This window comes from Aquibacillus halophilus (assembly GCF_009649745.1).
GTDB lineage: Bacteria > Bacillota > Bacilli > Bacillales > Amphibacillaceae > Aquibacillus > Aquibacillus halophilus.
Window position 1 is genome coordinate 200,428 of record NZ_WJNG01000001.1, and the last position, 12,839, is coordinate 213,266.

Annotated in this window: 13 protein-coding genes; all 13 read right to left on the minus strand. The window is 29.9% G+C overall.

The features are described from left to right. Positions 1–146 precede the first annotated feature (146 nt). Complete coding sequence (locus GH741_RS00845; protein WP_153734879.1) at positions 147–872, minus strand: SDR family NAD(P)-dependent oxidoreductase; 726 nt, start codon at positions 870–872, stop codon at positions 147–149. Beyond that, a complete protein-coding gene (locus tag GH741_RS00850; protein WP_153734880.1) occupies positions 869–2,116 on the minus strand; it encodes an ANL family adenylate-forming protein in 1,248 nt (415 codons plus the stop codon). The genes GH741_RS00845 and GH741_RS00850 overlap by 4 nt, the downstream gene beginning before the upstream one ends. A 1-nt stretch (position 2,117) precedes the next feature. Further along, positions 2,118–2,345, minus strand: coding sequence for an acyl carrier protein (locus tag GH741_RS00855; RefSeq protein ID WP_153734881.1), 228 nt, complete (start codon positions 2,343–2,345; stop codon positions 2,118–2,120). Positions 2,346–2,385: 40 nt separating this feature from the next. Next, positions 2,386–3,024: an acetyltransferase gene (locus GH741_RS00860; RefSeq protein WP_153734882.1), complete on the minus strand. Its 639-nt coding sequence runs from the start codon at positions 3,022–3,024 to the stop codon at positions 2,386–2,388. A 345-nt stretch (positions 3,025–3,369) separates the two neighbouring features. Next, a complete protein-coding gene (locus GH741_RS00865) occupies positions 3,370–4,059 on the minus strand; it encodes an acylneuraminate cytidylyltransferase family protein (RefSeq protein WP_153734883.1) in 690 nt (229 codons plus the stop codon). 25 nt (positions 4,060–4,084) lie between these two features. Further along, a complete protein-coding gene (locus GH741_RS00870; RefSeq protein ID WP_153734884.1) occupies positions 4,085–5,134 on the minus strand; it encodes an N-acetylneuraminate synthase family protein in 1,050 nt (349 codons plus the stop codon). Continuing rightward, positions 5,127–5,990 carry a glycosyltransferase gene (locus GH741_RS00875; protein WP_153734885.1) on the minus strand — a complete coding sequence of 288 codons (864 nt, stop codon included), beginning with the start codon at positions 5,988–5,990 and terminating at the stop codon, positions 5,127–5,129. Before GH741_RS00875 ends, GH741_RS00870 begins: the two co-directional genes overlap by 8 nt. A 169-nt stretch (positions 5,991–6,159) precedes the next feature. Then, positions 6,160–7,230: a nucleotidyltransferase family protein gene (locus tag GH741_RS00880; RefSeq protein ID WP_153734886.1), complete on the minus strand. Its 1,071-nt coding sequence runs from the start codon at positions 7,228–7,230 to the stop codon at positions 6,160–6,162. After that, a complete protein-coding gene (locus tag GH741_RS00885; protein ID WP_153734887.1) occupies positions 7,223–8,413 on the minus strand; it encodes a LegC family aminotransferase in 1,191 nt (396 codons plus the stop codon). The genes GH741_RS00880 and GH741_RS00885 overlap by 8 nt, the downstream gene beginning before the upstream one ends. Before the next feature lie 11 nt (positions 8,414–8,424). After that, positions 8,425–9,405, minus strand: coding sequence for an NAD-dependent 4,6-dehydratase LegB (locus tag GH741_RS00890; RefSeq protein ID WP_153734888.1), 981 nt, complete (start codon positions 9,403–9,405; stop codon positions 8,425–8,427). 81 nt (positions 9,406–9,486) lie between these two features. Next, the gene (locus GH741_RS00895) at positions 9,487–11,073 is read right to left on the minus strand and encodes a hypothetical protein (protein ID WP_153734889.1); all 1,587 of its coding nucleotides are present in this window, start codon (positions 11,071–11,073) and stop codon (positions 9,487–9,489) included. Positions 11,074–11,123: 50 nt separating this feature from the next. Continuing rightward, complete coding sequence (locus GH741_RS00900; protein ID WP_153734890.1) at positions 11,124–11,834, minus strand: DapH/DapD/GlmU-related protein; 711 nt, start codon at positions 11,832–11,834, stop codon at positions 11,124–11,126. Between the two features lie 111 nt (positions 11,835–11,945). Continuing rightward, positions 11,946–12,830, minus strand: coding sequence for a glycosyltransferase (locus tag GH741_RS00905; protein ID WP_205677298.1), 885 nt, complete (start codon positions 12,828–12,830; stop codon positions 11,946–11,948). Positions 12,831–12,839 lie beyond the last annotated feature (9 nt).

The following is a 12,839-nucleotide window of genomic DNA, read 5'->3' on the forward strand; positions in this document are numbered from 1 at the left end:
CGATTTTTACTAGAATAAAATATATGCGAATTTATATGCCCATTCCTAGAGATTTCCCAACTTATTGTATTTCAAAAGAATTTTTTAAAAATGATTACAATAATTTAAACAAAAGCACCGTAATATTAACCATAAAAATAGGTTTTCTATATAGTTCCATTATCAACATGAATTACTGTTCCTGTAATAGATCGTGATTTATCCGATAATAAAAACACTACAGAACTTGCAACACTCCCCACATCAGTCTCTTTTTTCATTGATGTTCTTTTATATATACGATCTTTCTGTTCATTTGAGAGAGATGCACTCATTGATGTTTCCATAAAACCTGGTACAACACAGTTTGAACGGATTCCTTTGCTTCCCCATTCTCTAGCTGTATTTTTAGAAAATGCCTCCATAGCACCTTTAGTTGCAGCATACATACTTAATCCTTTATAACCTGTATGCGCACTAACAGATGATATATGGACTATTGAACCTTCAATTTTATTAAGTAGCATATCTCTGATTGCATATTTAGTTAGATGCATTGATGAAAATACATTGACTTTAAACATACGCTCTAAGCTCTCAACATTTAAGTTAGATATAATATCATCATATGCTAATGCGGAGTTATTTACCAAACCATAAATTGGACCTATTTTACGTATGTGTTTTGTATAAAGTTCTTTTATATCCATAACTTTCTCCAAATCGAAAGATAGATGTTTAAATCTTTTTGGATACATATCTATTAATTCTAGGACTGATTGCTCATTAGATCGACTGATACCAATTACTCCATATTCACTATCTGACAATATCTGCTTAACAATTTCTTTACCAAGCCCTTTAGAATCACCTGTAACAATTATCCATTTCATTTTCTGACCTTCTTTCCCGTCCGAGTTCTAGGAATTTCTTCTATAAACTTTATTATTCTTGGAACCTTCCATTCTTGTAGATGTTTAGTTGCATATCTTTTTAAATTCTTTTTTAATTCCATTTCATCATAATTTTCATCTTTAACCACATCTACTACTAGTATTTCACCTGTTACTTTATTTTTTTTTGACTTAACTACTAAATCTATAACTCCCTCAACTTTAATTAACGTATTTTCCACTTCTAAAGGGTTTACTTTATATCCACCTACATTTACCACATCTGACTTCCTTGAAATAAAATTGAAGTGATTACTATCCAATTGATAAACAATGTCTCCCGTATTAAACCAATCACCCTCTAAAGTAAAAGAATCCGAATTACCCAATAAACTCTTATGAATTAACAATTCATTAGCTTCATTTATTCTAACAAAATCTCTAATAGATTCAGGTATTTCAAAATTTTCTCCATTAGCGACGAATAGGCTTCCAGCTTCTGTAGAAGCATAAATATTTCTAATTAATACATTGGGGAATATCATTTTAATTTTATTTTCCAAACTTGGATCGTACTTTTCTCCACCGAAGGTTACCCTTTTAACAGATTTGTATATATTACCTTGTAAATATGGAAAAACATTTCTGTAAAAAGTTGAGGTAGCAGATACATTCGTTATTTGATATTTCTGGATTAAATCCGATAAGTTTTTTTGTTGACCACTAAATGTATAGACTATAGTGTTTTGATTCAAAAGGGCTTGAAAAAACACCTGCAATCCAGCAATATGAGTAGGGTTATAAGCAAAAGCCCATACATTACATTTAAATCTTTCACCAATCTTTACATTTCTAGTTAATGTTTTCAGAGTATGGGTAACCTTTTTTGGTCTGCCAGTTGTACCTGATGTATATAAAGATAAAGACCAATCTTTTGACATTAAAATTTTATCTAGTAAGGAATTATAATCATCAATTTTCACTCTATTAGTTATATTCTCATAATTTGAGAATACTTTTGTGTCTACCCCTACCTCTTTAAGTTCTGTATCAGAAAAGTCACCATCTAATATTTCTATTGAATAATTATATATAAGGCTGTGAATAATTGATAAAAATATCCAATATGGATTATTATCATTGATATAAATATAGGGATTAAAATTTCCTTTTGTATTTATATCGTCAATTAACTGAGAATAAGTATACTCATTACCGGCACATATTAGAAATTTCTTATCCATATTACTTCCTTTCCAGCTTTTCAATTACTTCCCCAAATGTTGTTACAATTCCATCCTCAAAAATATCTACACCGAACTCATCTTCTAACCTTACAGTTAATTCTGCTAACATCAAAGAATCCAGGTTAAAATCATCACGTAAGGACATTGAAAGGTTAACATTATCAACCTTTTCTAACCCACTCTCTTCTAGCATTTCATTAATTATCATTGCTACTTTTCTAGTCATTTTACTTCCTCCTTAGTTAATAATAACCTCTATTTATATATTAGCCAAAAATCTTTTTTACCTTACCTGGAACACCATAAACAAAAGAATATGGTTTGGTATTATACATTGCAACTGAATTTGCACTAATTTTAGACTCTTTCCCTATATTTTTATGAGCAGTAATAGTTGAATGTGTTCCCATGAAAACTGCCTCTTCTAAAGTAGAGAAACCATTTACTGTTGCATAAGGTGATAATATGGAATATTTTCCAATTTTCGAATCATGACCCACCGATGAATAAAAGTTCATCATTACAAAGTCCCCAATTACAACATTGTCACTTACTGTTGCAAAGGGACCTATAACAACCCCTTCTCCAATTTTTGCAGTATTAAAGATAACTGCAGTTGGATGTATCAGAGTTAAGAATTTTGCACCTTTCTCTTTTAATATGGGAACTATTTCTTGTCTTTTTTCTATACTTCCAATAGCAAAAATAAATCGATCGTTTTCTTGAATCTCGTAAGTGTACTCATTTCCTAAGATATTTGCGTCAATATCAAAATTATCTAAATCACTTGGATTAGTTGAAAGAAAGCCTTTTATTTTATACTTGTCCTCAGAATATATACATTTTGTATATTGATATATCTCTCTTCCGAAGCCACCTGCTCCAACAATAACTACGTTATACATTTAGTAGTTCCTCCTGGTTATGTTTAAGTTATGTGAAAATTCACCTTAAGTACTTCTTCTATACCATCTTTAATCTTAATGAATAATTTTAGCTAGTCGACCTTTTTAAAATTTAAGAAAATTCTCTAATGAACTCTTAATTTAATACCTTATACTATTTAAATTAAAAGGAACATTTCACTTAATAATAATTAGTAGACTACAAACTAATACCATTTAGTTGTGTGAAAAAACATATCCTTTACTAAATATCAATGGAGCAAAAAAATACTTACTCGCATTAACATGCTTACAAATTCCTATCCTATTCAAGCCAATTAATATTCTCAAACTTTTGGCATATGCTTAGTAATTTTGACTTAATAATATTTCGGCTATCTTAAAATCAATGATAGTGTCAATATCAACTGAGAACTCTTTTTTCATAACATAAGGATATGTCCTGTCTGTATAATAGCTAGTTTGCTCTTTTAGAATACTATATTTTAATATAAAAATAGCACCATTAGGAATATAGGTCTTCTCAAATTCTTGTCTATTTAAGTTATTTTTACTATTTTCGATTAAATAGTCTACTAAAATACCTTGTTGATTGATTTTCTTATACCAATCTGGGGGATGCTCTGCTTCTGTGACTGAAATAACAGAATCAGCTCCCTTTTCATAATAAGTTTCTACTGCTTTATTAATATCATCAGTGCTCCTTAATGGCGATGTAGGTTGAAGTACTATAAAATTATCAATAGAACTTTCAGAATGCTTATTTAACTTTTCTATAGTGTAAAGGTATACATCACGAGCTTTTGCATTATCGCCAGCCAAGTTTTGGGGCCTTAAAAATGGTACCTCTGCACCGTACTTTTTTCCTATTTCAGCAATTTCTTTATCATCTGTAGATAAAATAATTCTATCTATATATTTAGATTCTCTTGCAGCCATTATTGTATAATATATTAAGGGTTTTCCGTTTAGTAACTTTACATTTTTTCGTGGTAAACCCTTAGATCCACCTCTTGCTGGAATAATTGCTATCAAAGTTCCCTACCCCTTTTTATTTTTCTTAGAAATCATTCATTTGAATAATTTCATCAAATTGGATATCTCTTTTTGCTCTTTTTCCGATTACAAAATCTTTATATTTTGGCTCAATACCTGTTCCTGGCCTTTTAAATTCAATATCTTGCTCAGTAATAATCTCCCCTTCTTTTATATTTCTTGTAGTTACGATACTTCTTCTGAACGCTGCTTTTTGTTCTGACGATTCGTTTACAGTCTTGTAATAACTTCCAAGCATTTTATATGCGCTTTTACAACCCTTTACCATTGTCTCTAATTCAACAGGATCAGCGGATACTTTATGGTCCCATCCTTCCATTTCCTTATCAAGTGTAAAGTGTTTCTCTATTACACAAGTTCCTTTTGATACGGATAGTATAGGAGCTGTTACTCCAATAGTATGGTCTGAATATCCTGTTGGTAAGGCATATAGGTCCCTTAACATATCAATATTGTTTAAATTAACCTCTTCATCCTTAGGTGGGTAAATCGATACACAATGTAATATTATTATTTGATCATTTCCTGCCGAAAGGATGGTATTTATTGCTTCATCTACTTCCGCAATAGTGCTCAAGCCAGTTGATAGAATTATCGGTTTTTTCTTTAATGCAATGTATTCCAAGAAAGGAAGATTATTCAAATCCATAGAAGCTACTTTTATAAAAGCAACATCTAATTCGTCAACCAAGAAATCAACTTCTTCCCTTGAAAAAGGAGTTGAGGAAAAGGTTACACCTACCTTATCACAATATTCTTTTAGTTTCTTTTGCTCTTCCATACCAATGCTATACGCTTCGATAATTGACTCAAGAGTATGGTCAGTTCTGCTTCTATAATCATCTGATAAAAAGTAATTATCTTCATAAACTTTTTTACTATTTATTGAATTTTTTGACCAGGATTGAAACTTGACAGCATCGACTCCTTTTTCGTTTGCAATATCAATCATCTTTTTAGCTAATTCAATATCACCATTATGATTAGCACCAATTTCTGCAATTATATATGGCTCTGAATAATTTTTAATCTCTTTCCCGTTAAATTTAATCATTCTTAAAACACTCCATTTTATTTAGATTTAACTTGCCCCACCAATAGTCATTTCCATGATCTATATAATCCATAATATTTAACTTCTTATTTTCAATATCTCTTTTTAACTTAATGTAATCTTTTAGTTTTTCACTATATATAATGTTTTTATTTTTTAATGCAAGGTAGTGTCTAATCTTAATCTCTAATTCTTTTGTAATATCCTCATAAGAATCATTACTTTTACCTGCGATATTAAGCTCATGTATCCTATAGAATGTTTTTCCACCAGTTATCTTTTTACCCTTTAATCCTAAATGTAATAACAAAGAATACATGTACCAATCAAAGACAGAATTTGTACAACCATTCAATTCATTAACTATATGTTTAGTAATATAGTTCAAGTTCAGCGCCGAGTTTGAAAGTCCAATATAGTTAGATTCTAAAATACAACCAATATCCTGAGTAATATCTGGTATTTTCGAAAAAAACTTTTTGGTTGAACCCATGTAATAAAGCTCATTATAAAAAAAGCAAAATTCGTTATCAAACTCTGCCACCATTGACGATATTCTATCTTCTGAAAAAACATCATCAAAATCCCCTAATATTAGTAAGTCGTAGTTCTCAACCTTTGCCTTCCGAATTAATTCAACTCTCAATTGGTGTGGTTTAAGTCCATTCATATTTTTAAAAATTTTAGGTTTAATTATTAAATTGTCATAAATATAACTTTCCTGTTCATTTGATAAGTTATCATTTAAGAGCAAAATATCAAAATCATTGTAGGTTTGATTATTAAGTGAACTTATATAATCTAAAACATAATCAAATCCTTCTTCATAGATAACCGTTCCAAAGGCGACTTTCATGTTTACAATACCACCTTATAAGGATTTCATACCATTTGTGCATTTGTTCAACCATAGGATCAACTATAACATTTTATTCTAGCACTATTATTTTAAGTTTTCGTTATAAATTAAAGTATTCTGAATAGTCACATTCGACATCCATATGAATATAAAAATATCCTTGTATCTATTGCTTATCCTCAATACCTAATTTCTTTATCATGTTTTCCATTTCATCGAATTGCCCCATATCTAACCATGAGTCTTCACTCACAGGATAGGTTCCTACTTTAAATCCTTTTTCAATACATAAATCTATGAGTTCTGTTATATGAAAGAACTCACTACCTGGGATATAATCAAGTAAGTCAGGTTCAACTATATACATGCCTGTGTTAATTAAATGTGTATATTCTGGTTTTTCACGTGTTTTATTAATAGTACCAGATTCGTCTAAATCAACAACTCCATATGGAATTTTAAAGTTTTTAAGTGAAGTAATCATGGTGATTTTATTTTCATTTTTTTGGTGATAGTTATAAATGTCAGAATAATTAGCATCTATTAATATATCACAATTGCTTACAAAAAAAGAAGTTTTTAAATGTTCACCCAAAAGTGATAAACTCCCTCCAGTTCCAAGAGGTTTTTCCTCTTCTATAAATTCAATATCGTATATTTTTTCAATATCTGCAAAGTAAGATTTAATCATATTCTTCTTATAATTCACAGTCATATAAAAATGCTTCACACCAAACTCAACAAACCGATTAATAATTCTTTCTACGATTGGCGTATCTCCAATTGGAACAAGAGGTTTTGGCAGTATTTTAGTATATGGATACAACCTAGTACCTTTTCCACCTGCCATTATAACCACTGGGATATCTATATCTCCATGCATTTTCAAAATACCATTTATGTTTTTATTCCAAAAAACTACATCTACAACCTTAAATTCATGGTCTACTACTGGGACTGCATCAATAAATTTGGACTTCATGATATCTAGAGCTTTCTTTTCCTCATCCCCAACACTCACCACTTTTGGACTAGTATTCATAATATAGGAAACTTCATCATTTAAATTTCCATTTTTTAGTATCCATCTTCTTACATCACCATCAGTGATTACTCCAATTAATCTGTCTTCCTCACTAGTTACGAGTAAGATTTTCTTCGAAGTGATATCCATTTGTTTAATTGCTTCAATTATTGACATGTTTTCTTTTATCATAACTTGACTAATATCAAACATTTTGATCACCCCTTTTATATAAAGAAGCTAGTTGTTTTACCACAGAATCAACATCTTGCTCACTAAGATTAGTACTACATGGCAAATTTAAAATGGACTCTAAATAGTGATTTGCTTTATCAATTTTATATGACTGATTCTTTTTATATGGCTTTTGTTCATGAATCAATCCCCAAATAGGTCGTGTTTGAATGCCTAACTTTTGTAATGAGATTAAAGCTTTATCTCTGGTCAATCCAAATACACTAGAATTTATTACTAATGAATAAAACCAAAAGTTTGGTCTTATCCCTTTATTGAATTCAAGTATTTCTATCCCGTTTAGGTGTTTTACTTTTTCTTTATATAAGTAATAATTTCTCTCTTTCACATTGATAAAATCTTCTAGTTGCTCAAGTTGAGCTAACCCGATTGCTGCTTGAACATTTGTCATTCGATAATTATAACCAACTTCATCATGTATATAGTGCAATCCATCATCTTTAGCCTGTGTAGATAAATATTTTGCTTTCGCAACTAAATTCTCATTAGTTCCAACAAGCATTCCACCGCCACCTGTTGTAATAATTTTGTTACCATTAAATGAATAAACACCAAAATCTCCAATAGTACCAGCATATTTATTTTTAAATTTGCCTTTAGTATAGAAACTGCCTAATGCTTCTGTAGAATCTTCAATTACTTTTAAATTATATTTTTTAGCTATTCCAATAACTCTTTCCATGTCTATTAAGTTTCCAAAAACATGGACTACGATTATTGCTTTTATTACATTGCCAGTTGCACTATTAATGAGTTTATTATTCTTAAATTCACATTCCTGCTCAATAAAATTTGATAATTTATTGAGGTCCATGTTTAAGGTATCATCACAATCCATAAAAACGGGCTCAGCACTACAATACTTTACCGGATTTACTGCTGCTATAAAAGTCAAAGTGGGAACAATAACCTCATCGCCATAGCCTACTTCACATAGCCTTAGCGCTAGATGTAACCCCGCCGTACCACTTTGACAAGACACAGCTTGTCCAACATTTAAATATTCTGCTATGCTTTTTTCAAACTTATCAATATGAGGTCCACCCGTTGATACCCATTCTGTTTCTATAGCCTGGGTTACATATTCTAATTCTCTTCCTTTTAAGTTTGGTACAGAAAGAGGGATGAAGTTTTTAATCATTTTTTCCCCTCCTAAATGTTGTAAATATCCGCTTTGTATTTATCTAAATTATGTTTAAAGAACTCAACTGTTTCAGCTAGGCCCTGTTGAAAAGTATACTGAGGTTTCCAATTCGTTAGACTCTTAATTTTTTCATTAGACCCGAGCAATCTATTCACTTCACTATTCTCTGGTCTTAACCTTTGTTCATCACAAATAATTCTTGCCTCTGGGTTAATTTGTTTAATTAGTTCCTCTGCAAGTTGACCTATTGATATCTCTTCTTGTGTAGCAATATTAATTTCTTCACCAATCGTATTTTCTGCCTTAGATATCTCAATAAATCCATTAACTGTGTCTTTCACAAAGTTAAAATCCCTCGTTGGAGTCAGTGATCCAAGCTCAATTTCCTTATTACCTGCCAGTAATTGAGTTATAATAGTTGGTATTACAGCCCTTGCAGACTGACGTGGACCATAAGTATTAAATGGTCTCACTATAGTTATCGGCATATTAAAGCTTCTATAAAAAGATTCAGCTAAACGATCTGCACCGATTTTCGTAGCAGAGTACGGTGACTGCCCTTGGTATGGGTGATTTTCATCAATCGGAACGTATTGAGCAGTTCCATAAACTTCTGATGTTGAAGTAATAAGTAATCTGGATATATCAAGATCCTTAGCCGCCTGTAATACGTTTAAAGTACCTTTGATGTTCGTATCAACATAAGTATCCGGAGAGTGATAGCTAAATGGTATTGCAATAAGGGCTGCGAGATGAAAAACATCATGTACTCCTTTCATTGATTCTTTCACACCATTTGGATCTCTTATATCTCCTGAAAAAACTTCTACCTCACTAATAATTTCTTTTGGAAGAGTGTCTAACCATCCCCAAGAATTGAATGAATTATAGTAGGCAAATGCTCTTACTCTATGGCCCTGCTTAACTAACTCTTCTGTCAAATGGCTGCCAATAAAACCGTCCGCACCTGTAATTAAAATATTCTTCATATTATTCTCCTTTAGTATATAAATCTTATTAACAAATTAATATTAAATTTCACATAGCTATTTAAACACTATATTGATGGTTTAGTATTTAAGGTATTGTTCATATGCTTTATTATAAAAGTCAAATAGCTTTTCTATTTCCTCTTTATATTCTTTTTTCAACTCTTTTTTGCCACTAATAATCTTGGTACCTTCATCCATTAAATATGGAATTCTAATTTTTGTACCTATATTTTTAATAGCTCTTTGGTATGCTGCACAAGAATGAATATTATCTATATTTCCATCTTCCAAATCTTTTAATAGTTTAGGTAACTCATTATATGATTTAATCCTATGAACAGTATTAATTAAACTAAAAGGAACATCTCCAAATATTAATGATTTTTTCCCCATTAAAGAAGCTTCGTATGCACTTGTACCGGTTATTGTAATTACTCCCTCTGACCTTTCTATCCAAGGTTTTGGATCGGTATAGTAATTTAACTGTACTAATTTTACGTTTGGGAACTCTTTTACCCTTTTATAAAACTTTAAACTTCTTTCACCTAACATTGCTTGGTGCTCCTTAACATATAATTTCCACCCAATAGGCAATGATTTAGAAACTTGTGCAATAACATTTAACTCATCAATATAATAAGGCGCTTTAACAAAAGTAGTAGATTCAGGTATTAAGTGCAAAGGCATGTATACATATTTATCGGTCTCTTTAGGGGTTTCAAAATATTTGTTAGGTCTAAATAATATTTGCTTTTTCATTTCAACTATTAAATAAAATAATAAGTATTTTATTGGGTTTGGATATATAATACTTTTTTTTCTCCTTAATTTAATATTTTTATTTGTAATATAAACATTCCAAAAGTATAACACTTTTCCTAGTAGCGTCTTCATCATTGCAAGTATATTACTTTGCTTATATTGACTTGTAATTGTGTTTGCAAACTCTTTCGACATTATAGTTGACTCTTCCCTTATATTCAGAACTTCCTTGTACTCATCAGACAATTTTTCCTGAGATAACTCTAAGCATTTGGAATATTCATCAATAAGAAACTTTTCATTTTTTAGTCCAAGACAAAAGGTTGGTATTTTATAATCTTTATACCTTGGGTAATTTATAGTAATATAGGGTATACTTCTTTTATAAGCAATTTCATTCAATATAGTTCTCATTAGCTCGGCATCATCTGAATCAAGTATTACATCTGGGGCGAATTCATCTAGGACATTAATAACTTTCTTATAGCTTAACTCTAACCAATACTTATTTTGCTCATCTGTAGAATAGTCAAAATAAATCCTATTATGATATTGCCTTGTAGTTAATTGGGAACTCGTCAATTGTAAATTTAAACTCTTAAAATTTGTATATTCTATTTCTATTTTTTTTAAAAACTCCATATCAATATTTGGTTTTTTATAATTTCCATTATATTCCTCACATAAATCTTCTAAACCAAACAAATCTACCTCAGTTAAATCTTCTTTGAATTTAAAAAAAGTATTCTCATTATAAATACTTTTTTTATAAAAACTTTCAATTGGATATACAAAAAAAGCACCAACAGTATTTCCTTCTTCAAGAAGCTTTTTTGCTATAAAATAAAGTGGTATAGAAAAACTTTCTTTACATATTAATAATACTTTTTTATTTTTAATCACTTTTTTTCCTCCATAATGTTAAAGAGCATTTTCTACCAAATTTAAGCTATCTATTTCTTAATCTCAATTGAATGAATATTAACTTTTTTTAAGTCAATATTAAATAAGTTTTGATTCTTTTTAAACTTTTCTTCACTCCACTCCCACCAAGTTAATTCTTCAAGAAAGTTAATTTCATCATTATTAAACCTTTTAGATTGAACTTTTGCAGGATTACCATATGCAATTGAGTATCTAGGAATGCTTTTAGTAACAACACTTCCACCACCAACTACTGATCCACGACCAATAGTTACACCAGGTAATATAAGTGTATTCGAACCAACCCAAACATCCTCTTCAATTATTACAGGCCCTTTCGTCTGTATGTCATTTAATACATCTTGTCCGAATATTTTATTATTAAAAAAACTACTGGAAATCCTATCGATTCGATGATTAAAATCAACAATACAAACATTTTGTCCTATTGATGAGAAACTTCCAATTTGAATTCCTTCTTCTAATGAATTTAAAATAGTTCCTGGGCCAGTAATTGAAACAAATCTACCTAGTGAAATTTCACCGTAACATCTTGCATCAGTTATTTTGCATCCTTCGTTCACACTGTTGAAACTACAAATAGAATTTAAAATTTTAACAGGATAAGTTGAATTTTTACTCCTATTTACTACTGAATAATTTACAGACGAATTGCTATCGACAACTATTCTTTTTTTATATTTTAATAACACATTTTTAATTGCTACTTTTAACCACATTTTATCTCCTTTAAGTGAAAGGAAGTTATTTCACCTTAATTTATATATTTAGATAGAAAATCTATAATTGTTAAAAGCAGAAAAAGGTGAAATTACCCTTTATTATATATTTTAATGCTTTTGTCTAAGTTTATAGTTAATATACTTTGACTTTGTATTATATAATTGCTTATGCAAGTTAAGACTGCATATTAAATAGAATAGAAAATTTTTCATTTTAAAACTTTCTTGAAATGATTTCTTATAGTAGCTTTTTGGATTATTCCCGCTTGCTAACATATACTCAGCTATTTTCTTATTAATTTGAGCATTTATGTCTCTATCACTTTGAATTGTTTCTAAATATATTGAATATATTTCTTTTAATGCAATTACTGCCGCATCTGAGTTCACAGATATACTATTTTCTTGTATATATGAATTCACCAAAACTCTATCCAAAAATCTCAAGTTATAATGTCGAGATAAACGTAACATTAGTTCCCAATCCTGAAAACGAGGCATCCCCGTATCAAACTTCATTGTCTTAAAAACATTTCTCTTCCCTAAAACAGTTTGTGTACTGATACAGTTTTCGAGGAGTAACTGTTTATAATAACTTTTATCATTGTCAGGTTTATATGGAGGGTATAATTCTTGGTTTTCACTAAATGACCTAGTCATAGAACAAAATACAACATCACAATTTTCTTCTTTGAGATAATTTATTTGTAATTCTAACTTTTCGGGTAACCACTCGTCATCACTGTCTTGAAATGCAATATACTCTCCTTGAGACATTTCTATACCATAATTACGTGATGCACACGCGCCTAAATTTTCTTTATTCTTAAAATATAAAATACGTTTATCATCTAATTCAGAAATTATGGCTTGAGTATTATCTTTAGAGCAATCATCTATAACTATAACTTCAATATTTCTATATGTTTGATTTAAAACACTTTCAATAGAACGTTTAATAGTTTTTTCTCTGTTATAAGTCGGTATTATCACAGAAATCAT

Coding starts and splice junctions, on each gene's coding strand:
- GH741_RS00845 (WP_153734879.1), bottom strand. CDS start 872: ATGAAATGGATAATTGTTACAGGTGATTCTAAAGGGCTTGGTAAAGAA.
- GH741_RS00850 (WP_153734880.1), bottom strand. CDS start 2,116: ATGGATAAGAAATTTCTAATATGTGCCGGTAATGAGTATACTTATTCT.
- GH741_RS00855 (WP_153734881.1), bottom strand. CDS start 2,345: ATGACTAGAAAAGTAGCAATGATAATTAATGAAATGCTAGAAGAGAGT.
- GH741_RS00860 (WP_153734882.1), bottom strand. CDS start 3,024: ATGTATAACGTAGTTATTGTTGGAGCAGGTGGCTTCGGAAGAGAGATA.
- GH741_RS00870 (WP_153734884.1), bottom strand. CDS start 5,134: ATGATTAAATTTAACGGGAAAGAGATTAAAAATTATTCAGAGCCATAT.
- GH741_RS00875 (WP_153734885.1), bottom strand. CDS start 5,990: ATGAAAGTCGCCTTTGGAACGGTTATCTATGAAGAAGGATTTGATTAT.
- GH741_RS00880 (WP_153734886.1), bottom strand. CDS start 7,230: ATGTTTGATATTAGTCAAGTTATGATAAAAGAAAACATGTCAATAATT.
- GH741_RS00885 (WP_153734887.1), bottom strand. CDS start 8,413: ATGATTAAAAACTTCATCCCTCTTTCTGTACCAAACTTAAAAGGAAGA.
- GH741_RS00890 (WP_153734888.1), bottom strand. CDS start 9,405: ATGAAGAATATTTTAATTACAGGTGCGGACGGTTTTATTGGCAGCCAT.
- GH741_RS00900 (WP_153734890.1), bottom strand. CDS start 11,834: ATGTGGTTAAAAGTAGCAATTAAAAATGTGTTATTAAAATATAAAAAA.